The organism is Actinophytocola sediminis (genome assembly GCF_054779715.1).
Genome location: NZ_BAAGXS010000018.1, coordinates 205,075 through 226,717, shown reverse-complemented (window position 1 = coordinate 226,717; position 21,643 = coordinate 205,075). Strand labels below are relative to the sequence as shown.

The window sequence follows — 21,643 nt, the reverse complement described above, 5'->3', positions numbered from 1 at the left end:
TGCCTCCCTAACGCCGTTTCTCGTTCCGTTCCCGGTCATCACCGGCAGGCCAGGGCACCGGTCCGCTCCACAGGCCGCGGTCATCGGTGGCGCGATACAGCTGGCATGCCAGGCGGATGTCCAGCGCGCCGGCGCCGAGCAGCTCCACCAGGACGGTCTCGTCGGTGCCCGACCTGCCGGGGTGCGCGCCGGAGAGCACCTGCGCGAGCCCCGCGTCCACCGCCTGCTGGGTGAGGTGGTCGTGGGTCCGCTCGTCGAGCAACGCGGGATCGTCGACGTAGATCCGCTCGGCGGCGGCGACCAGCTCGGGCAGGGTCCGGCCGCTGGCGTTGACCACCACGGTGCCCGCCGCGATCCCGCCGGCCCCGATCCGCGCCACGCTGTCGCCGGTGACGATCACCAGCGACGCCCCGGACACCGCGTCCTCGACGTCGTCGGTCATCGACAGCTCGACCCCGGTCAGGTCGACCAGCGCGATGACATGGGTGTCCAACGGGGTGCCCGTACCGACCATCATCGGGTGCACGACGATCCGGCTGACCGTCCGCAGCCTGCTGGCGGTCAGCATCAGCTGCAGCCGCATGACCAGGCCGACCCCGAACACCGCGGCCTGCACCGGCCCCGGCACCATCAGCTCGGTCGCCGCGAGCGTGGCGAGCGCCGAGGTGTACAGCGCGCGCAGGATCGGCTCGGAGACCAGCAGCCCGCCGGCCTCCACCCCGTCGGACACCAGCAGCAGGTCGGTCGAGGACGTCATGTTCGGCCACGGACGCACGACGCAGGCCCGTTCCTCGGCGGTGAGCGCCGCGCCGGTCAGCCCGCTCGCCACGACCGCCACCGGATCGATCGCGTCGACCACGAGGGGCATCTCCGCCTCGCCCAGCCGCCGTACCGGGGTGCTCACCGTGGTCGCCTCTGCCTCTGCCGATGCCGCTGTGACCCCAGGAATCTCCCGGCGCGCGCTTTCGAACGACTGTCAGTGGGATGACAGCGGCGCGGCAGTAATGTGAAAGCGGTTCACCGTGGACTTGGGCTCATCCGACACCCGACAACGAACGGACAGGGACACGAGGCATGCGAAACGGAACCAGGAAGATCGCGATCGTGGTCATCGGGCTGGCCGGTGTCATCGCGACCAGCGGCGCGGTCGCTTCGGCCTCGGTGAGTGCGGCCCAGCCGCCCGGCGCCGCCCTGTCCGCCTCGGCCGGCGACGACGTCACCGACACGACCCCGAGGTCCGACGGCGAGCCACCCCGGGAGGGCGGCGACATGCACTGGTAGGGCGGTTCACCCCGGCGATCAGGTCCTGGCGGCGGCCGGTGACTCGCCGGTTGGCAGCTCCGGCCGCAGCGCGTCCAGGCGGGCCAGCCAACGCGCGGCCTCCTTGGACGCCAACCCGACCAGCAGTTCCCGCGCGCGACCGACGACAGCTGTGGTGGCGGCCGTGGTGACGCCGCCCTGCCCGGCCTGGGCCGTCGCCAGCAGGACCAGCGCCTTGGCGTGCCACAGCACCGATCCCGACTCGTCGAAGAGCGCGGCCGCCGCCGTGAAGTGCTCCGCCGCGCCGCACCGGTCGTGGTAGGCGAGCCGGATCTCCCCGATCCCGAGCCGGGACTGCCCCATGACCAGCCGCTCGCCGACCTGGCCCGCCGCGCTGAGGGCCTCGCCGAGCGTCGACTCCGCCTGGCCGAGCTCGCCCTGCCGGTAGCGGGTGATCCCCAGCCCGTGCAGGGCGTAGGTCTCCCCGATCCGGTCGCCGATCTCGCGCACGATCCCCAGCACCGCGGTGAACTTGCCGCCGGCGGCCGCGAACTCCTCGACGCCGAGGTGCAGGTGGGCGAACTGGTACAGCACCTGCGCCTCGCCCCGCACACACCGCACCTGCCGGCAGATGGTCAGGGCCGTGCCCAACATCCGCCTGCCGTCCTCGGTGTCCCCCTCGTCGATACGGAACCGCGCGAGGCTGCGCAGGATCTGCGCCTCCCCCATCCGGTCGCCGACCGAGCGCATCAGCGCCAGCGCGTCGATGTACTTGTCGTGCATGGCGGCGACGTCGCCGACCATGCCGTCCACGATCGCCTCGTTGCGCGTGACCAGCGCGCGGCCGTGCACGTTGCCGGTCTCGGTGAAGATCGTCATCGCGGAGCCGAGGAACTGCCTGGCCTCGACCAGCCGCTTCTGGAACATCCGCAGCGTGCCGAGCGAGTAGAGCATCGCCGCCTCGCCGTCGCGGTTGCCCGCCCGCTCGACCAGCTCCAGCCCGAGATGGGTGGTCTCCTGCCAGTCGTCGAAGTAGCCCTTCGCCTCGAACAGCGTCACCTCGGTGAGCGCGAGGTCCCAGCACAGGTCGTCGAACCCGGCCGCCGCCGCCTGCCGGACCGCGTCCACCAGCGCGTGTCGCTCGATCTCCCACCAGTTGCCCGGCACGCGCAGCTCGGCGAGCAGGTCGGCCCGTTGGCCGGTTCCCGGTGGCCGCCAGCGGGGCGCGGCGCTGTGCAGGATGGTGAAGTCACCGCCGTACTCGTCCCGGTGGGCCTGCTCGGCGAGCGCGAGCCAGGCGCTGAGTAATCGGCGCAGCGCGGCGTCGCGTTCCGCCCGGGACTCGGTGGTGGTGAGCCGGTCCAGCGCGTACACCCGGATCAGGTTGTGGAAGCGGTACCGGACGTGCTGGCCCTGATACTCGGTGGTGTCCAACAGTTTGGCGTCGACCAGGCTCTCCAGCACGTTCTCCGCGTCGAACAGGTCGGTGTCCAGCAGCGCCGCGGCGATCCAGCCGGGGAAGTTGGGCGCGCGCACCAGCGCGAAGAGCCGGAACAGCCGCTTGGCCCGGTCGCTGAGCTCCTCGTAGCTGAGCCCGATGTTGAACCGCAGTTCGAAGCCGCGATAGCTGAACTCGTCGAGCCGGCTGGTCTCGTCCTCGAGCCTGCGCACCAGGGCCGCGATCGGCCAGGACGGTTTGGACATCAGCCGCGCGCCCGCGATGCGCAGCGCGAGCGGCAGCCCGCCGCAGAAGCTCACCAGCTTGGCCGCCGCGTCGTGCTCGGACTCGACCCGCTGGCGTCCGATGATCTTGGCGAGCAGGTCCATCGAGCGGTCGGTGTCCAGCGACTCGACCTCGATGCCGTGCGCGCCGGACGGCATGCCGATCCGGATCCGGCTGGTGGTGATCACCGCGCAGGTGGGACTTCCCGGCACCAGCAGCCGCAGCTGCTCGTCGCGGGTCACGTCGTCGAGCACCACGAGCACCCGCTTGTCGGCGAGCAGCGTGCGATACAGCTTGGACTGTTCCTGCGGGTCGTCCGGAATGGCCGATCCGCTGACGCCGAGCGCGCCGAGAAACCGGGTCAACAGCTTGCCGGCATGGTCGTCACCGGAGCCGTGGAACTCGCCGTAGAGCTGGCCGTCGGGAAAGGCGTCGGTGAGCTCGTGGGCCACCCGGATGGCCAGCGCCGATTTGCCGACGCCGCCCTTACCGGCGATCTCCACGATCCGCATCGCGTATTGTCCCCGGTCCTGGTCGCCGCCGCCGAGCAGCAGGTCACGGATCTCGGCGAGCTGTTCCTCCCGCCCGGTGAAGTCGGCGGTGCTCGCGGGCAGTTGCCGTGGCACCAGCCGGGCAGGCTGGTCCGGCCCGGCCAGGGCCACCCGGGGACCGGCGTCCTCCTGGCGTTCCTCGGCCAGCATGAGGGAGGGTGCCTGGTTGAGGACCGCCGCCTCGAGACTCTGCAGCTCCGGGCCCGGCTCGACACCGAGCTCCTCGACCAGCACGGCCCGTGCGCGGCGCACGACCTCGAGCGCCTCGGCCTGGCGCCCCGCGCGGTACAGCGCGACGACGAGGAACCCGTAACGCCGCTCCCGCAACGGTTCCTCGTCCACCAGCGCGAACAACAGGTCGATGATCTCCTCGTGTCTGCCGAGGGCGAGGTTGAGCCGAACCTGCTCCTCGACGCACGAGAGCCGGGCGTTCTCCAGCGCCGCGGCGCCCCGGCGGACCAGGTCGCTCTCGATGCCGGCGAGCGCGACACCGTGCCACAGCCCGAGTGCCGCGCGGAGAGTGCCCTCGGCCTCGGCGAGCCGGCCCTGGGTCTCCTGCCGGCGCGCGACCGCGACCTGCTCGGCGAACAGCACGCTGTCCAGCACGATCGACCCGGTCGCCAACCGGTAGCCCGCCGGGTCGGTCATGATCGCCTTCGGCTCGCCGGCCTCGGCGAACCGCTTGCGCAGCGCCGAGATACAGAACTGGACCTGACCACGGGCGGTGGACGGGGGCGCGGTGTTCCACACCGCGTCGACGAGCAGCCCGGTGGACATGACCCGGCCGGGATTGAGCGCGAGCATGGACAGCACGATCCGCTGGCGGGCGCCACCGATGTTGATCGACTGCCGACCGCGGGAGAGGGCCAGCGGCCCAAGCAGTCGAAGGCGCACCGTGTTCTGGACCAAACTTCATCTCCCAAACGCAGGCCCCTGCTCGGCGGTGAAGCCTATCGGACGCCCCCGAACCGGGCACAACAACGCTATGCGATCTGGGACTATGATCGGCAAAATTTGCTCATGCACGCCGGACTGTGGTACGTCTGGACATGATCATCAATTGGGCCTACGGTGGACGGCTCTAATCTCCAAGAGGAAACGGGAGACAATTGTCGCGGAATTCATGCCGAGTTTATCGCGTGGGCTAATCGCGGCTCCGCGTACATCCACGGGATGACGGCTTCGCCCAAACTGCATACCGGGACGGACGTGGTGTCCGGTCGTCGGCTTCTAGGTTCCTGCCGACCACTGACATTCCATCCCGGAAATGGGGGAACCATGCGCGGCCGCACCATCGGAACCGCACTGACCGTCACACTCACCCTGGCGTTGCTGGCCGTCCAGTCCACGGCGTCGAGCGCCGAGGACCCGGCGAAGGACACCGTGACCCAGCCAGCTCAGCTCCCCGCCCCGACCGGCAGCCACCCGGTCGGCACCACGGCGCTGTACCTGAAGGACACCTCGCGCCCCGACCCGTGGGTGCCGTCGGTGGCCTATCGGGAACTCATGGTCCAGCTCTTCTACCCGACGGCCGACGCGCACGGGCAGACCAAGCAGCACCTGACCGTCGCCGAGGCGCGAGCGGTGCTCGAGGAGGCCGAGATCACCACGGTGCCGGCCGAACTGCTCGCCGCGACCCGCACCAACGCCGTGGTCGACGCGCGCCCGGTCGGGCGGGCGCACAGCCGGCCGCTGATCGTGCTGTCGCCGGGCTTCAAGCGGCCGCGCCACACGCTCAGCGCGCTGGCCGAGGACCTGGCCAGCCACGGCAACATCGTCGTGGTGGTCGACCACACCTACGAGAACGTGGCCACCACCTTCCCCGACGGGCGAGTCACCCCGTGCACCGCCTGCGGGTCCTACGACGAGGCGTTCTGGCTGAAGCTGGAGCGGGGCCGGGCGACCGACGTGTCGTTCGTGCTGGACGAGCTGACCGGCCGGCACCCGAAGTGGCGCGGTGCCGCCATGATCGACCCGTCGCGGATCGCCATGGGCGGTCACTCCGTCGGTGGCGCGGCGTCCTTGGTGACCCTGGCCACCGACCATCGGGTCCTGGCCGGTGTCGACATCGACGGCTCGACGCTCGTGCCGCTGCCCGAGGCCGGACTGGCCAAGCCGTTCCTGTTCCTCGGCCGGGCCGACGCCTACACCCCCGGTACCGGCGGCGCGGCCGAGTCCTGGGAGCGGGACTGGGAGCTGCTGACCGGCTGGCGGCGGTGGCTGGTGGTGGAGGGCATGGTGCACCCGTCGTTCACCGACATCGGGCTGGTGATGGAGCAACTCGGCCTCGACACCGGCGCGGAGACCCCGGCAGACCGCGGCCAGGCCATCACCAGGGCCTACGTCCGAGCGTTCTTCGACCTACACCTGCGCGACATCCCCCAACCCCTCCTCACCACCCCATCCCCCACCTACCCAGAAGTGACCTTCATCGGCTGACACGCCCCCACCGCAGCGAAGGGTCCCATCACTGCGCCCAGTGCAGCGAAGGGACCCATCACTGCGCCCAGTGCAGCGAAGGAGCCCTTCACTGCATCCACCGCAGCGAAGGAGCCCTTCACTGCGTCCAGTGCGATGAAGGCGTCCTTCATCGCACTGGTCAGGGGGTGCGGCGGGTCAGGACCAGGCCGGTCGCCGCGGCGGCCATGACGGCGGTGGTGCCGGCCAGGAACCATGGTCTGCTCGCGTCACCCTGCCGGGTTTCGTAACCGACGTTCTCGCCGAGTTGGGCGTAGACCTGTTCGAGCAGCTCGGCGGTGGTCGCCTTGTGGTACTGGCCGCCGGTGATGTCCGCGATCCGCCACATCAGCTCGTCGTTGGGCGGCACCTGCACCCGGTCGCCCTCGAGCTCGACCTGGCCGTGGTTGGTGCCGTAGGAGATGGTGTCCACCGGCACCTCCGCCGCCGCGACCTCACCGGCGACCTGTTCGGCATCGCGGCCGATGTTCTGCGCGCCGTCGCTGAGCAGGATCACCCGCGCGGGCGGCGGGCCGCTCTCGTCGGCCAGCAGGTCGGCGAACTGCCGGATCGTGGCCAGCGCGGCGGTCAGCGCGTCGCCGGTGGCCGTGCTGTGGTGCACCCGCACCGCACGGATCCGGTCGACGACCAGTTCGTGCCGGGTGGTCGGGGTGGCCTCCACGGTCGCGGTCCCGGCGAAGGTCACCAACCCGAGGTTGATGCCACCGGGCAGGTTCCGCACGAACGAGACCGCCGCGTCCTGGGCGGCGACCAACCGGCTCGGCTCGACGTCGGTGGCGCGCATCGACGGCGAGACGTCCAGGATCAGCACCACCACGCCCCGCCCCCGCGGCACCCGTTCGGCGGCCGTCGGCCCGGCCAGCCCGACGATCAACAGCAGCATCCCGACCGCGACCAGCGCGGCCGACCCGTGCCGGCGCCACCACGGCATCCTGGGCGCCACCCGGTCCAGCGCCGCGAGGTTCGCGAACCGCAGCACCGCTCGGTGCTTTCGGCGATGGGCCAGCCAGTACCCGGCCGCGAGCGCGCCGACCAACGCCAGCAACGCGAAGAACCCCGGCGCGGCGAAACCGTCGATCATCGTGACCTCCGCCGGCTCATGGCACCCGCCTGGTCAGCAGAAGTCCGCTGGCCGCGGCCAACATGAGGGTGCCGGTGCCGGCCAGGAACCACGGCTTGCTCGCGTCCCCGCGCCGGTTCTCGTAACCAACCTGCTCGCCGAGCTCGCGGTGGACCTCGGCCAGCTCCGGCGCGGTGACCGCCTGGTGGAACCGGCCGCCGGTCGCCTCGGCGACGGCCCGCAGCAGGGTGTCGTCCGGGGGCACCGCGATCCGCTGGCCGTCGATCTCGACCTCACCGGTGGCGGTGCCGTAGGAGATCGTGTCGACCGGCACGGTCCGGCCCGCCTCGACCGCGACGTCGGCCATCGGCCGCCCGGAGGTCTCCTTGCCGTCGGTCAGCATGATCACCCTGGCCGGGGCGGGGCCCTGGTCGTCGGCGAGCAGCTGGCCGACCTGGGTGACCGTGGTCAGCGCCGCGGCCAGCGCGTCCCCGCTCGCGGTGCCGCGGTGTACGGCGGCGGCCCGGATTCGCTTGATCACGGTGTCGTGGCGGGTGGTCGGGGTGAGGTCGACGGTGGCCGCGCCGGCGAAGGTCACCAACCCGACGTTCACCCCCTTGGGCAGCCGCCGCACGAACGCCTCGGCCGCCTCCCTGGCCGCCGCCAGCCTGCTCGGCGCCACGTCGGTGGCCGCCATCGACGGCGAGGTGTCCACGATCACCATGACCACCGCCCGGTTGCGCGGCACCCGCTGGGTGGCCGTCGGCCCGGCCAGTCCCACGATCAACAGCAACATCGCCACCAGCACCAGCGCCGAGGACAGGTGACGCCACCGGGATGTCCCGCGTACCACCGTGTCCCGCAGTTCCGGGCGCACGAACCGGGACAGCGAGGTCCGTTGCCGCCGAAGCGCCACGGCGTAGCCCGCCGCCACCGCGACCACCACGGCCACCAACCAGAAGGCGCCGGGCGAGGCGAGATCTCGCATGCGGTCAACGTAACCGCGGGAGTGTCGACTCGGCGTGAACGTTCAGTGACCCGATCGCACCCGCACCGCGTAGGCGGCCGCGCCGAGGCCCACCACCCCGGCGCCCGCCACGACCGAGGTCCACGGCAGCGTCGCGGCCAACAGCAGACAGCCGCCGAACCCGACCACGCAGACCACCCGGGGCGGCCGTCGTTCGGCCAGGGAGAGCGTCCAGGCCGAGGCATTGGCCACGGCGTAGTAGACCAGCACCCCGAAGGACGAGAACCCGATCGCCGCCCGCACATCCGCCACCGCCGCGACCACCGCGACGAGCGCCCCGACCGCGACCTCGGCCCGATGCGGCACCCCGAACCGAGGGTGCACCGCCGAGAGCGCGGCCGGCAGGTGCCGGTCCCTGGCCATCGCCATGGTCGTCCGCGACACCCCGAGAATCAACGCCAGCAACGCGCCGAGCGCCGCACAGGCGGCGCCGACCCGCACCACCGGCTCCAGCCACGGCACACCGGCAACCAGCACCAGGTCGGACAGCGGAGCGCCCGCCAACGCCAACCGCTCCGGCCCAAGCACCCCCAGCGCGGCGACCGCGACCACCACGTACCCGACCAGCGTGATCCCCAAGGCCACCGGAATCGCCAACGGAATCGTCCTGGCCGGATCACGCACCTCCTCCCCCAGGGTGGCGATCCGCGCATACCCCGCGAACGCGAAGAACAACAGCCCAGCCGCCTGCAACACCCCGAAGACCGTGACCTCACCCCCGATACCGAGATGCGCGATGGACGTCCGCCCGGACGCGAAGGCGACCACCACGACCGCCGCGAGCACGGCGAGCACGACCGCGACGAGCACCCGGGTCACCACGGCCGACTTGCGTACCCCGCCGTAGTTGACCGCCGTCAGCGCGACCACCGAGGCGACCGCGACGGCGTTCGCGTGTGCCGGCCAGACGTAGGCGCCGACGGTCAGCGCCATGGCCGCGCAGGAGGCGGTCTTGCCGACCACGAAGCTCCAGCCGGCCAGGTAACCCCAGAACTCACCGAGCCGTTCGCGGCCGTAGACGTAGGTGCCGCCGGAGGCCGGGTACCTGGCCGCGAGCCGGGCGGAGGAGGTGGCGTTGCAGTAGGCGATCACCGCGGCTATCGCCAGGCCGACCAGCAACCCGGACCCGGCGGCCATGGCGGCGGGGGCCAACGCGGCGAAGATCCCGGCGCCGATCATCGCCCCGAGCCCGATCACGACCGCGTCCAGCAGCCCGAGACGCCTGCGCAGCTCGTCGGGACGTTCGGTCATCGGTCGCTCCCGCGCGCGCAGGTACTTCGGCGAGGTGACCGTACCGTGGTCGCCGCGGATGCTCCCGTCAGAACCCGATGGCCTCGCGGAGCAGCAGGACGGTGGCGCGGCCGGGCAGGTGTTCCGCGTTGAGCACGAGCAGCCGGTTGACCGCGCTCGGCTGGCCGTAGGCCGCCCTGGCCCGCTCGGTCTCCAGTGGAAGCGCGTGCTCGTCGACGCGCCGCAGCGCGGTTTCCAGGTCGGGCACCACCTTCTGCGCGCCGACGACCCAGATGGCCCGGGACCCGCCGCCATAGGCGGGGATCTGGCTCCCACTGGCCGAAGCGACCACAATGGACCCGGTCTCGGTGACCGCGGCGACACTGCCGACGACCACGTCCGGACAGGCCGCCAGCCGCCGGATGTCGTCGGCACAGACCACACGGTCCATGCCGAACACCCGTGGCTTGACCGCCTGGTACCGCCCACTGGCGTTGATGTCCTCGTCGATGCCCGACAGCCGAAGGGTCTCGCTGGCCGCGGTGAGCACGCTGGCACCCTGGGGGATCAGGTCCCCCACCCTGACCCGCGCGGCGGCCACGTCATCAAGGACCTCGACGACGAAGCCGTGCTCGGCCAGCGCGGTGGCCGCGCGCGCCACCTGCTCGGCCGACGCCGGATGGGTGAACAGCGCTGATGGAACGTGGGTTGTCACATGGACCTCCTTGAGTTCGCTACTGCCAGCCCGACGAATCAGCACCGTGAGATGTCAGGCGGCCAGTGCCGCGGTCCATACGGCAGCGCGCACCCAATGTCACCAACAACTGCACTCGACGCACAGAACGCGGCTACTTGAGCTCTAATCTCATTCCAAGCGTCCTGTGCGCCGGCATATTATTAGCACACCAAGTGAACACCTGTCGCATTTCTTCATCGAATGATACGGCGATTGAACTTTGCTGACCCGCCTCCGCAAACCCTATCGGCTCGTGCACCGCCTCAACCCCAGACGGCAAGACAACCCGATATTTTACAGATCTAATATCCAGGCGCTCACTCACTCGACAAGTGAAACTCTCAGCCTTATTCAAGCGCATAAGCGGCTGACACTTGGCCGGCCACATTCTTACGACCTCAAAGCAAACTTCCTCACCCCTTCGGATTGGCTCATGGAGATGAAGAATGTACAACATGGCACTACTCGACACCCAGGACCTGGTAACATTCAATCGCGGCCCACCGGTACCATTCGGAGCCACACCACGAGCCACCAATCGCACTCTTCGCAGGTATCTCTCCGGTTGAGCCCATCCACTACCGGATCTTAATTTAATCGAACAGACCTCTTCCTGCAAGGCAACCACACGCAATCTTGCCACCTCCCGCACATCGCCGTTAGGTTGCACATAGACAACCTCCTTCCATTCATCCACCCGAATGGCCGGCCTGACGCGATGCTCAATCATAAAATTACAATAACGAGTCAGCAAATCCAAGTATGTTGACGATTCACGCAGAAGGCGACGACGATCAACAAGGAACATGATCATAATCGAGGCAACAAACAAGACCAAACAATAAACGCGCCAAGTCGAATCGCTTGATTACCAAAAATAGTCCCCAACAAGCCAGTGAAGGTCATTAAGCTTACCAGTGTCTTGAACACCGCGGACGGTTCTTCGCCTGAGACATAAGAGTCGAGCCACGCGATAAAACTCTTGAACACGACACACTCGCCCCCATAAGCAGCTGATGGATATTCTATCCTAAACATTGGAGATGGCGAGGGACAGAAAATTTCGAGAACTTTCTCAGTGCGACCATCCACCCGTCGCGGATCGGGAAACCTCCCTTTCGGAGATGGTGCCGCGATCCGGTGTACTGGCACAGTGGCCAAATCCCCCATGCGATACCTCGACACGGCTCAAGTCGCCGCGCTCGGACCGGCCGAAGCCGTCCGGGCCATCACCAATGCCCTGCTGGGCGGACTGGACCCGGCCGCCAGCCCGTCGCGCACGTCGACCGGATTGTCGCGCGGCCAGTTCCTGCTGATGCCGGCGGAGACCCCGACCGGGGCCGGAGTGAAGGTGGTGACCGTCGCCCCGGACAACCCGGCGGCCGGGCTGCCGCGCATCCAGGCCACTTATCTGCTCTTCGACCGGCAGACCCTGGAACTGCGCGCGGTCCTTGACGGCACCGCGCTGACCACACTGCGCACCCCGGCGGTGTCGGTCGCCGCCGTGCTCGAGCGACTCCCGGAGCGTCCACTGCGGGTCGCGATCGTCGGCACCGGTCCGCAGGCCACGGGGCACGCCGCCACACTGGCCGCCCTGCGCCCGCTCGACACGCTCGCCTACCTGGTCCGCGACCCGGCCAGGACACCGCTGCCCGCTGTCGTACTCGGGTCCCCACCGGCCGACGCGTCGCTGCGGTCGGCCGACGTCGTCGTCTGCGCGACCTCCGCCCGATCGCCGGTGTTCGACTCGGCGCTGCTGCGCGAGGACGTCGTGGTGATCGCCGTCGGCTCGCACGAGCCAGACGCCAGGGAACTCGACGGACCGCTGCTCGGTCGCGCGACCGTCGTCGTCGAGGACATTCCCACGGCCCTGCGCGAAGCCGGCGACGTGGTACTCGCGATCGCCGACGGCCAACTGGAATCGGCTGACCTGGTGGCGATGCGCGAGGTCGTCACCGGCGCGGTCTCCGTGCCCGGCGACCGCCCAGTGGTATTCAAAAGCGTGGGCATGTCCTGGCAGGACCTGGTCATCGCCGAGGCGGTCCTTACTCGGGACGGGACCCGCCCAGATGGATGAACGGTGCCCAGATGTCCGGTCGGTCGGGAAATCGGGCGCGCAGTTCGGCGGTGGCGGCGGCGAGTGCCGCGGCGTGGTCGCCCGTCGCGCCGCCGAGCGCGCGATAAACACTGTTGGCCACCGCCGCCGCGTGTTGGTCGGCGACCGACCACAAAGTCCCGATCACGTTGCGGTAGCCCGCCAACTGTAGTGCGGCGGCCAGGTTGATCGCCTCGTCGGCAAGGTCCATCGAGCCGCCAGCGGTGCGGCAGGCGGACAGATAGGCCAGCTCGGCGTCCGTCAGGTCAAGGGTGGCGAGTTGCCGCACCGACAGGTCACCGCCGGCAAGATGCAGCGCGCCGCGGCTCGGTTCCGCGACATCCTGGGTCGCGTGGCACGCGAAATGGGCCGACCGGTGCCGGCGGAGTTCGGCGAGCACCGCGTCCGGTGTCGCGGCGGCACCCACCAGCGACCGCGTGCCCGGCACCGTCGCGCCGATGTGGTCGAGTTCCCGCGCCACCGCGGGCAGGTCGGCCTTGCCCTCCGTGTGTGGCATGCCGACGGTCACCATGGTCGCCGCGTTGCCCGGCGCCGCGTGGCGACTGGCCCGCAGCAGCGCGGAAAGGCTTGTCGTGTACGAGGAAACGGTGCGATCGGGCACAGTCTGGCGGATACGCGTGCCATAGCGGCCGGCCGCGTGCAACGGCAGCAGGGTCAGCGGGCCGGTCGGACACCACCACACCCGGTGCGGCGCCGCCCGGTCCGGGTCGTCGGCGTCGAGCACGTCCAACACCGGCGCGGCCACCGTGTCCCACAGCCAGCGCGCCATCGCACCCAGGGTCTGGCGCAGGTTCGTGGTCGCCGGGCCGGCACCGGTCTCCAGCTCGGTGATCGCGCCGAGGAGCCCGGCCGCCCGGCGGCGCACGCTGTCCAGGGTGAGCCACGGCAGGGCGATCGCGCGCACCCCGTCACCCCGCACGATCAGCGCGTCGCACCGGGGCCTGGCCACGTTCACGATCACCACCGCGCCGCCGGCCGCCGCCGTGCGGAGGGTCTCGAACGGCGCGGTGCCAAGGAAATCCGTGAAGCCGGGGACCGCGCGGGCATCGGCGAGCAGCGTCTCCCACCGCTCGACCAGTTCACGGTAGGCGTGCGCCGTCCGGTCGGTGGCGCCGCCCGCCTCGGCGAGCGCGCTCATCCGGTCGAGTGCCCTGCGGGTGTCGTCGAGTTCGGCGGCGAGCGCGGGCGCGGCGGCGTGCAGCGCCGAGAGGTCGCTTCTGGTCTGGATCGCCTGGGCCCACAGCACCGACCGGCCCTGCTCCAACAGTTCCACTGCCTGCTCCGGGCGGCCGAGCTCGATGGCCAGCGCCGCCGCGACCGACGCCACCTCACCCAGCCCGGCCAGTCGTTGCTCGCGGCCGGTGCGGTCGAGCCCCCGCCAGGCCACCACCGGCAGCAGGTCGACCCGCGCCTTGGCCGGCTCGGCCGCCGCCGCCAGGTCACCCGCGCCGAACATGGCGTCCAGCCACGCGCCAGCGACCTGCATGCGCACCCCGGGCTTGCCGGCGGGCGAGTGCACGGCGGCCCGCCACAACCCGACGGCCGCGTCGAGGTCGGCCCGGTCGCCGGCCAACCGATGCCGCTGCCGGTACACCCCGGCCAGGTCGGCCAACGCCATCGCCCGCAGCGGATGACCAGGGCTGAACCGCGCGGCCGACATCCGGCCGACCTCGAGCGCCTCGGCCAGCCGCGTGGTCTGGCCGCTGACGCTCGCCTGGAGCGTGAGCAGCCGGGTCAGCATCGACTGGTTCACCCCGACCTGCACCACACTGCGCGTGCTCGCCGCCAACGCCTCCCGGCAGAGCTCGATCGCGTCGGTCAGGTCCTGGTGTCTGCCCTCGTCCATGAACCGCAACCACAGCACGATGACGTGGTTGGCCAGCGCGACGTGCCGCATGCCGCGCAGGTTCGCCGACAGCGCGACGGCCTCCTCGCTCAGCGCGGCCGCCTCCGCCAGATCCGCCCGTGCCTGGGTGCGCGCGTAGCGCCACACCAGCAGCACCGCGAGGCTGGTGAGCGTGGCGCAGCGGATCGGGCCCGCCGGCCCCAGTTCCGACCGGATACGTTTGGCGATGTCGATCGCCGAGTTCAGATCGGCCTCCTGGCCGAGGTGCTCGGCGCGCCGCAACAGACAGACCAACAGGCTCTGCTGCAACAACACCAGCGACGGATGGCCGGACGGGGTGGTGGCGATCGCGTCCCGGCACACCACGATCGCCCGGTCCACATCGGACACTCGCCGGGTGCGGTCGAACCGCGTGCGCAGCACCATGGCGAGGATCGCGACCGCGTTGGGCGGCGGCGGATCATCGTGCTCGGCCACCAGCCGCTCGACCAACGCCTGCGCCTCGTCCAGGTCGGCCAGCGCGGCGCTGTCGTCGTAGCGGGTCAGCAACGTGTGGGTGAGCAGGACGATCTTGTCGACGGTGCGCGGATCGTCGGGGTCCGCGCCGGCCACGGCGGCCCGCGCGGCGCGCACCGCGTCGTCCCGGTGGGCGGGGTCGCCGTGGATGGTGAACATGGCCGCGGCGAGCTGACCGCCGACGACGAGCAGCTCACCGCGCAACGGGTGGTCCGGGGCCAGCATCCCCTTCAGCTCACTGATCAGCGAGCCGGCGGAGGCTACCTGCCGCACGTCGCCGGAGAGGTCGAAGTCGTCCAGCAGCGCCATCGCCGTCTCGCTGGTGCGGATCGCGAGCTGCTGGTCGCCGTCGAAGTCGGCCAGCCGCTCGGTGAGCACCGGGTCCCCGAGATCGCGCAGCAGCCCGGCGCACAGCCGCGCCGAACGCAGGTCGGCCTGCCCGGCCCCCGCCGGCAACACCGCGTAGCGGCGCCGGAACCACTCGCCGAGCACCCGCAGCGTGGTCGCGTCCGCGCGGTGTTCCCGACTGGCCAGTACCGTCGCGCACAACGCGACGGCCCGCTCGTTGGCCGGCTGGTCGAGCAACACCCCTCGCTGACCGTCCTGGTCGTGGCTGCGCAGCCTGGCCGACAGGTCGGCCAGGACCTCCGCCGGGGTGCCGCTCATCCGATCGGCGTGTTCGTCGCGGTGGCGGCCAGTACAGTCGCACGGTGACCGCTGAACGGCCGGGACCGACCACACCGGAACGCGAGCTGCTCGCGGCGCTGTGCGCGGCGTTGCCCGCGTTGCGCGAGCGGGCGGAGGCCGGTTTCTGGGTCGACACCCTGGACATGCACCTGGCCGACCTGCTCGCCGGCGAGTCCGCGGTGGTCGTCTGCGCGCGGCTCGACCTGACCTTCGACAGGCCGGCCGGCACCGACGCCAGGGGCGTGCACCCGGGGGACGCGGTCGCCGACCTGTGGCCGGTGCCCTCGCTGGTCGGCGACTACCACTGCCCGCTGCGCCGCTGCCGGCGTCGCGCCGGCCGGGACGACAACGGCCGGCCGCCGCGCTGCTGGCTGACCGGCGAGCAGATGTCGTTCACCAGCAGGGATTCGTAGGTCATCGCGATGACCGCGCTGATCGGCGAGATCACCAGGCGGCTGCCGGACCGGTGGCTGACGACCACGCTCGGGCCGGGCGCGCTGTGGCTGCTGACCGCCGCACTGGCCGTCCACTTCGGACACGCCAAGGCGCTCGGCGTGCTCGGGCTGGCCACCACCGTGCGCGAGACCGGCGCGGCGCTGGCCGACCGGCCGGCCGAGGCGCTGGTGTACGGGGCGTTGGCGGTCGCCGGTGCGATCGGCGCGAGCGCCTGCGCGCAGGCGGCCGGTGCGGCGGTGCGCCGGTTGTGGTCCGGCCGTTGGGGTTCCCGGTTCGACCGGGTCGCGCGGACGCGTACCGCGCGGCGGCGGGAGCGGCGGGTCGCCGCGCTGGCCAGTGCGGGCACCAGGCTGCCGGCCGCGTTCCTGCCGTCGACCCCGACCTGGATCGGCGATCGGCTGCAGTTGACCGACGCCCGGGTCTTCGCCCAGTACGGACTGTCGCTCGGCCTGGTGTGGCCGAGGATCTGGCAGCTGATCGACGCGGACACCAGAACGCTGGTGCAGCAGGCGCGGGCACGCTACGACGTGGCGAGCACGCTGGTCGGCTGGTCGGCGACCTATCTGGTGCTCGCGGCGATCTGGTGGCCGGCGGTGGTGTTGGCGCTGTTGTCCGCGCTCGCGGGCTGGCGGCGGGGCCGGGTCGCGGTCGCGGTGTTCTGCGACACCATCGAATCCACTGTGGACCTTCAACATCGGGCGCTCGCAACGGCTCTCGGCCACCCGGTCGAGGAGGGCAGCCCGCTGCCGCCGAGGGTTGCCGACGCGATCAACGACCAGCTGCACAAGGGCGCCACTCCTCAACCGCAGGCCGACAGCGGGCCGACCGACAGCACCCGGTAGCCGGCGTCGAACCCGACTTTCGTTCGCCAGCAACGACTGTCCTCACTGGTCAGGTCGACCGTCGCGGTCGGGGACGCGGTGCCCTCGCCGAAGAAGCCCACGATCGTCACCGCCGAGTAGGGCGTGTGCGGACGCAGCGACGGCCACTGGTCGGCCGCCGAGGTCGTGCACAGGCTCCCGACGGCGTCGCGCGCCGACTCCAGACCTGGTCCGCCGGCGACGCCGCTGCCACTGCTGGTGTCGGCCAGGCAGACCAGCAACGGCGCGGGCGGCACGGGCACCAGGTCCGGGAACGAGTAGGTCGGCAGCGGGACGTTGTAGGTCGGATAGGTGTCGAAGGTCGGGTACGGGTACGGGATCGAGGAGATCTGTGGCAGCGCGCCAACGCCCCCGGTCGTCGTCCCGCCGCCGCCCGAGTCGTTGAACACCCCGGCGACCACAATGCCGACCAACGCCAGGGCACCGAACACGAAGGCGATCGCGCCGCCGCCCCATGACCGGGTCGCCGCCGGTGCCGGCCGAGGTTGGCGCGCGCCCCGCTGTTCGGGGATCGGTTCGGACCGCTGGTCCGGTGGCGGGGTGTCGCGCACCCGCGCCAGCGCGCGGCCGAGCGGCTCGAGCAACTCCGCCGCTCCCGGCCGACGCCCGGGATCGGTTGCCAGGCACCACTTCACGTGTCTGCGCAGCCGGACCGGGATCCGCGCGGGATCGGTGGTGTGCTGGTCGCCAGCGAACAGCCGGGCGGTGAGCAGCCCGAACTTGTAGACGTCGCTCGCCTCGGTGCCCAGCTCCTCGTCGCCAAGGTCGCCGACCCGCCAGTCCGGCGTCTCCCCTTGCGGCAGCACGGAATGCTCGCCGAGGCGCATGCTGTCGGAGTCGACGAAGAAGCACCGGGGTTGGGTGGTGAGGCTGAAGAGCAGGTTGTTCGGCGACAGGTCACCGACCGCGATGTCCAGCCGGTGCAGCAACGCGAGCGCGGCCGCGGTGTCGGCGAGGAACTCCACCTGGAACCGTTCGGTCACCCGCAGGCCGACCTTGTCCAGGTATTCCTGCGGGTTCAGCAGGAACTGGGCGGTGGCCAGCTCCTCGCTACGGGTGCCGGCGAAGCGCAGCTCGGTGCGGAACTCGGGAGGCACCTGGCGCATCAGGAAACCGCGCACCACCCCGTCGCGGCGCACCACCACCTCCGGCCAGGCCACCCGGCCAAGCAGCGCACCCCGGTCGTCGTCGTCCAGCTCGGCGGCGAACCGCACGAACGCGCGCAACGCCGTCACATCAAGGTCGTCCACGACGCGCGGCAGGTATTCCTTGTACACCGGGCCGTCCGGGGCGTCCCGCTGCCGGTACACCAGCCCCTGCCCACCCCCGGCGATCCGCTCCAACGGTCCGAGCGCGGCGACATCGATCTCCTGTACCGCCTCCCCGGGATTCATGGTGTTGGTCGCGTTGGGAACGAACAGTTCTGTTGGGGCACGTACTTGTGGCTGAGTCGCATCACGTTCCCCTGAGGTGCGGATGAGAAGCACTCGGGTTGATGTGAGTTCGGGGTCGACGCACGAGGGGTCATGTCGGCTCGGGGTTGCCCGGTGGCCACACCGCGACCAGGGTGCGGTCGTCATCGAAGGTCTCGCGGGAGAAGTCGAGCAGGTAGCCGAAGTCCAGCGGCGGCGGCGGGGACGCGACCCCGGTCGCGAGCGCGGTGCCGACCAGGCCACGACCGTCGCCGACCGGGACGCCGACGCCGTCCGTGCCGATCAGCAGCACGCCGTCGGCGGGCAGGGTCACCGTGGCGGTGGCCACCTCCGCCGACAGCCGAGGCAGCGCGGTGACCGACGTGGCGAGCAGTTCGCCGTTGGCGTCCGCGTCGCCCGCGGCGAACAGTTCGGTCCAGTCCTGCCCGCGCAGCAGCCACGCGGTCGAGTCGCCCGCCCGCGCGGCGGTGACCGTGGCCGACCCGTCCTCGTTGGCCAGCACCACCGCCGCCACCAGCGTGGTCGCCAGCAGCCGTTCGGCACGTTCGGCGTCCTGCTCGTCCGGTCCGGCGGCCGGCTGGCCGGCGGCGAACTCGACCAGCGCCCAGCTCGCGCAGCGCAGCACGTCCTGCCAGTCGGGGGCGCCGGGATCGCCGCCGCCGTCGAGCCATCGCAGCAGCTGGTCGATCGCGGTCCGGCAGGCCAGGGTGGCGCCGACGTGGGCGAGCTCGGCCTCCGAGACGCCGTCGGCGACCGCGACCACCACCGCGCCCGTCCCCTCGTGCCAGGCGATCGCGAAGTCGTCCTGGCGGGGGGTGCCGTCGTGGCGATGCTGGTAGCCGCGCACCGAACCGCCGCGCACCACCAGCCCGCCGGTCGACCAGCCGTCGACGACGGTGTCCGGGCGGTAGGTGCGCGACCGCGGCGGCCTCGGCTCGAACCGGGCGACCGGCGTGCCGATCACCAGTGGCGACCAGCCGAGGTCCGTTGGCACATCAGACAACGTCGATCGCCATCACGAAGTTGTTCGGCCGCTCGACGACCAGCTCGGTCTGCCCGTCGACGGCCGCCCTGGCCGAGGCGACGATGCTCTTGGTCAGCGCCACGCTGAACTCCGCGATGGCCAGGCCGAGCTCGGTGCCGGGCGTGGCCACGAACGCGAACTCCGGCCGGGTGGCGATGTCGACGATCGTGTGTGCCTGCGCCTCACCGATCCCGCAGGCGATGATGTTCGGCGCGGCCTTGGTGATCGCCCGGTCGGTCAACGTCGCATACGACGTGCGCCATGCCGGCTCGTCGCTCGGCTGGCCGTCGGTGAGGAAGAAGACCGCCGGCCGGTACACCGCGTAGCCGGCCGCCTTCAGATCGTTGATGTCCTTGGGCAGTTGGTCGCTCAGCGCCTGGAACGCGGCGCCGTAGTTGGTCCTGGTCCTGGTGGTGAGCGTCGGCAGCGCCTCCTCGGTACGCAGGTCGGCGAGGGAAAGCCGGACCTGCACATCCTCGGAGAAGCCGAGAATGGTGAACCGCACCTTGGCGGCGGCCATCGGTTCCCGCAGCAACGCTCGATGCAGTGCCGCGAGCCCCGCGTTGAGCTCGTCGACCACCGGACTCATCGACAGGGACTCGTCGGCCACCACGTACACCGGCAGGACGTTCCCCAGGTTCTCCGTCACGCTCAGTCCCTCTGCTAGTGGTCACGCGACGCACTCCCGCACGCCACAACCTCTATCTACCACCAGTTGAGGACTTTCTTGACGGTTATGGGGTCACGGTTCACGGACGGGAACCATGACACTCCCATGCAACCGACACCGTCCATGATGGGACGACGGGACGATCCCACCCCATTTGACCTGCTTGAACACCGGGTCATGGGACGTGATCATGGATATCGCGCCGAGCGGTAGACCATCGATGGGACACTGACCCGCACTCTGGGAGGAGGGCAGGCGAGGGGTATGGCGACTGACAGGACGGCGGCCGCGTTGACCGCGGCGCTCACCGAGCTGAAGCGGCGCAGCGGGTTGAGCTACGAACAGCTGGGCCGCAAGGCCCATCTGAGCCGCTCGACCGTGCACCGCTACTGCACCGGGCTGAGTGTGCCGACGACCTTCGCACCGATCGAGGCGATCGCCACCGCGTGCCAGGCCGACCGGGAGGACCTGGCGAAGCTGTACCGGCTGTGGGAGCGCGCCGACCTCGACCGGGACACCACCGCGGACGCGCTGATCCCGGTCGACGCGCCGGCCACGATCCCGGCCGACGTCCCGGCCGACGCCGATGAGCCGCCCGACGCCGGCCGGCCGTGGTACTCCCGCGGGCGGGTGCTGACCACCGTGAGCCTCGTCGTGGTGCTGGTGGCCGTGCTGATCTCCAGTGGCAGCCTCGCCTCCCCGCCGACCGGGCCGCCGCCGGCCGAGTCGGACGGGATCCGGGCACCGATGTGGACCAACGCGCCTCGGCGGCTCGAACCGGAGTTCGTCGGGGTGACGGCGAACTCCAACACCGGGAAGATGCCGACCTTCCTGGTCGGGTCGGTGCGCTTGTGGAACTCGCGCACCCGGTGGCAGAACCTGGAGCCGGCACGCGGGCAGTACGACTGGAGGACCCTCGAACGGCTGGTGAACGGCGCGCGCGCCGCCGACCTGCCGATCGTGCTGACCTTCGCCGGCACCCCGTCCTGGGCCAGCCCGAACGGCCCCAAGTCGGTGTACACCGACGACTCCCGCGCCAGCCCACCGGACGACCTCGCCGACTGGGACCGGTTCGTGCGCGCCGTCGTGGTGCGCTACCGCGGCCGGATCGACGCCTACGAGCTGTGGGACCTGGCCAACCACCCGTCGTTCTTCAGCGGGTCGGTGGCCGAGCTGGTGGAGCTGACCCGCAGGGCGAGCGCGGTGATCCGGTCGGTGGACCCGGCCGCGACCGTGGTGTGCCCGTCGATGGGTGAGCTGTGGGACCCGGCCGCGCTCGAGGAGCTGCGGCGGTTCGCCGAGCTCGGCGGCTACGACCACTGTGACGCCGCCGCGGTGAAGCTGTCCGCGCGCGCCGACATCGACCCGCCGGAGACCATGCTGCCGCTGGCCCAGGAGATCGAGAAGGTCCTGCACCGGGCGAACGCCGGGATCGACATGTGGAGCACCGGCTCGGCCTACGACGTGAACACCCAGCCGACGCTGGACGCCGACCGCAGCGCCCAGCACGCGGTGCGGTTCTACCTGTCCGGGCTCTACGCGCAGTACCGCCGCATGTACTTCTACAACTGGGGCAGCGCCAAGATCCCGATCGTGCTCCAGCCGGTCGGCGGGCCGCGGACGAAGGCGGCCGAGCACGTGGAGCGTCTGCAGCGATGGCTGGCCGACAGCCGGATCCACTCCTGCGGGCACGGCCGCGAGGCCGGGTTGCCGGACAACCTGTGGCAGTGCCGGTTCGACCGCGACGGCGAGATGTTCCTTATCTGGTGGGCGATCGACCGGCGACTCCAGGTCGCGGCCGCGCCGGGCACCACGTCGGTCGAGGACCTCGACGGGCACCGGGCGGCGGTCGAGGACACCGTCACCGTGACCGGTAGCCCGATCCTGCTCCGGCTCGGCTGAGCCGTCGGGGTCTACCGCGCGCGCCGCCGACCTGGTTCAATCAGTCA

General features: G+C 71.0%; 16 protein-coding genes. 6 read left to right on the top strand and 10 right to left on the bottom strand.

The annotated features are described in order from the left end of the window. Nucleotides 1-7: 7 nt before the first annotated feature. Nucleotides 8-904, bottom strand: a complete 897-nt coding sequence (locus ACYVIP_RS11355) for a hypothetical protein (RefSeq protein WP_460394988.1) — start codon at nt 902-904, stop codon at nt 8-10. Nucleotides 905-1,074: 170 nt separating this feature from the next. On the opposite strand from ACYVIP_RS11355, the gene ACYVIP_RS11350 reads away from it, so the two are divergent. Then, on the top strand, nt 1,075-1,281 hold the full coding sequence (locus ACYVIP_RS11350) for a hypothetical protein (protein ID WP_460394986.1): 207 nt from the start codon (nt 1,075-1,077) through the stop codon (nt 1,279-1,281). Between the two features lie 18 nt (nt 1,282-1,299). Here ACYVIP_RS11350 and ACYVIP_RS11345 read toward each other — a convergent pair whose 3' ends face one another. Beyond that, nucleotides 1,300-4,443: an AfsR/SARP family transcriptional regulator gene (locus ACYVIP_RS11345; protein ID WP_460394984.1), complete on the bottom strand. Its 3,144-nt coding sequence runs from the start codon at nt 4,441-4,443 to the stop codon at nt 1,300-1,302. Nucleotides 4,444-4,812: 369 nt separating this feature from the next. On the opposite strand from ACYVIP_RS11345, the gene ACYVIP_RS11340 reads away from it, so the two are divergent. Continuing rightward, nucleotides 4,813-5,973, top strand: coding sequence for an alpha/beta hydrolase family protein (locus ACYVIP_RS11340; RefSeq protein WP_460394982.1), 1,161 nt, complete (start codon nt 4,813-4,815; stop codon nt 5,971-5,973). Between the two features lie 160 nt (nt 5,974-6,133). Here ACYVIP_RS11340 and ACYVIP_RS11335 read toward each other — a convergent pair whose 3' ends face one another. The 4 genes from ACYVIP_RS11335 to ACYVIP_RS11320 form a co-directional block, all read right to left on the bottom strand. Further along, nucleotides 6,134-7,093 carry a VWA domain-containing protein gene (locus ACYVIP_RS11335; RefSeq protein WP_460394980.1) on the bottom strand — a complete coding sequence of 320 codons (960 nt, stop codon included), beginning with the start codon at nt 7,091-7,093 and terminating at the stop codon, nt 6,134-6,136. Between the two features lie 16 nt (nt 7,094-7,109). Next, nucleotides 7,110-8,060: a VWA domain-containing protein gene (locus ACYVIP_RS11330; protein WP_460394978.1), complete on the bottom strand. Its 951-nt coding sequence runs from the start codon at nt 8,058-8,060 to the stop codon at nt 7,110-7,112. Between the two features lie 42 nt (nt 8,061-8,102). Next, on the bottom strand, nt 8,103-9,350 hold the full coding sequence (locus ACYVIP_RS11325; protein WP_460394976.1) for an APC family permease: 1,248 nt from the start codon (nt 9,348-9,350) through the stop codon (nt 8,103-8,105). 67 nt (nt 9,351-9,417) lie between these two features. Next, on the bottom strand, nt 9,418-10,044 hold the full coding sequence (locus ACYVIP_RS11320; protein WP_460394974.1) for an LUD domain-containing protein: 627 nt from the start codon (nt 10,042-10,044) through the stop codon (nt 9,418-9,420). 1,189 nt (nt 10,045-11,233) lie between these two features. Between ACYVIP_RS11320 and ACYVIP_RS11315 the strand changes: the two genes are divergently transcribed. Next, complete coding sequence (locus tag ACYVIP_RS11315; protein ID WP_460394972.1) at nt 11,234-12,142, top strand: ornithine cyclodeaminase family protein; 909 nt, start codon at nt 11,234-11,236, stop codon at nt 12,140-12,142. On the opposite strand, the gene ACYVIP_RS11310 is transcribed toward ACYVIP_RS11315, so the two are convergent. After that, nucleotides 12,111-15,209, bottom strand: a complete 3,099-nt coding sequence (locus ACYVIP_RS11310) for a CHAT domain-containing protein (RefSeq protein WP_460394970.1) — start codon at nt 15,207-15,209, stop codon at nt 12,111-12,113. The genes ACYVIP_RS11315 and ACYVIP_RS11310 overlap by 32 nt on opposite strands. Before the next feature lie 44 nt (nt 15,210-15,253). On the opposite strand from ACYVIP_RS11310, the gene ACYVIP_RS11305 reads away from it, so the two are divergent. Beyond that, nucleotides 15,254-15,643 carry a hypothetical protein gene (locus ACYVIP_RS11305; RefSeq protein WP_460394968.1) on the top strand — a complete coding sequence of 130 codons (390 nt, stop codon included), beginning with the start codon at nt 15,254-15,256 and terminating at the stop codon, nt 15,641-15,643. A 9-nt stretch (nt 15,644-15,652) separates the two neighbouring features. Next, nucleotides 15,653-16,528 carry a hypothetical protein gene (locus ACYVIP_RS11300; RefSeq protein WP_460394966.1) on the top strand — a complete coding sequence of 292 codons (876 nt, stop codon included), beginning with the start codon at nt 15,653-15,655 and terminating at the stop codon, nt 16,526-16,528. Here the strand turns inward: ACYVIP_RS11300 and ACYVIP_RS11295 are convergent. The 3 genes from ACYVIP_RS11295 to ACYVIP_RS11285 all read right to left on the bottom strand — a co-directional run bounded on the left by ACYVIP_RS11295 (nt 16,486) and on the right by ACYVIP_RS11285 (nt 19,673). Continuing rightward, nucleotides 16,486-17,961, bottom strand: a complete 1,476-nt coding sequence (locus ACYVIP_RS11295; RefSeq protein ID WP_460394964.1) for a protein kinase family protein — start codon at nt 17,959-17,961, stop codon at nt 16,486-16,488. The two genes, ACYVIP_RS11300 and ACYVIP_RS11295, sit on opposite strands and share 43 nt — an antisense overlap. Nucleotides 17,962-18,091: 130 nt before the next feature. Further along, nucleotides 18,092-18,994, bottom strand: a complete 903-nt coding sequence (locus ACYVIP_RS11290) for a protein phosphatase 2C domain-containing protein (RefSeq protein WP_460394962.1) — start codon at nt 18,992-18,994, stop codon at nt 18,092-18,094. Nucleotide 18,995: 1 nt separating this feature from the next. Next, nucleotides 18,996-19,673 carry a vWA domain-containing protein gene (locus ACYVIP_RS11285; RefSeq protein ID WP_460394960.1) on the bottom strand — a complete coding sequence of 226 codons (678 nt, stop codon included), beginning with the start codon at nt 19,671-19,673 and terminating at the stop codon, nt 18,996-18,998. Between the two features lie 285 nt (nt 19,674-19,958). On the opposite strand from ACYVIP_RS11285, the gene ACYVIP_RS11280 reads away from it, so the two are divergent. Then, on the top strand, nt 19,959-21,596 hold the full coding sequence (locus ACYVIP_RS11280; RefSeq protein ID WP_460394958.1) for a helix-turn-helix domain-containing protein: 1,638 nt from the start codon (nt 19,959-19,961) through the stop codon (nt 21,594-21,596). Nucleotides 21,597-21,643: the final 47 nt, after the last annotated feature.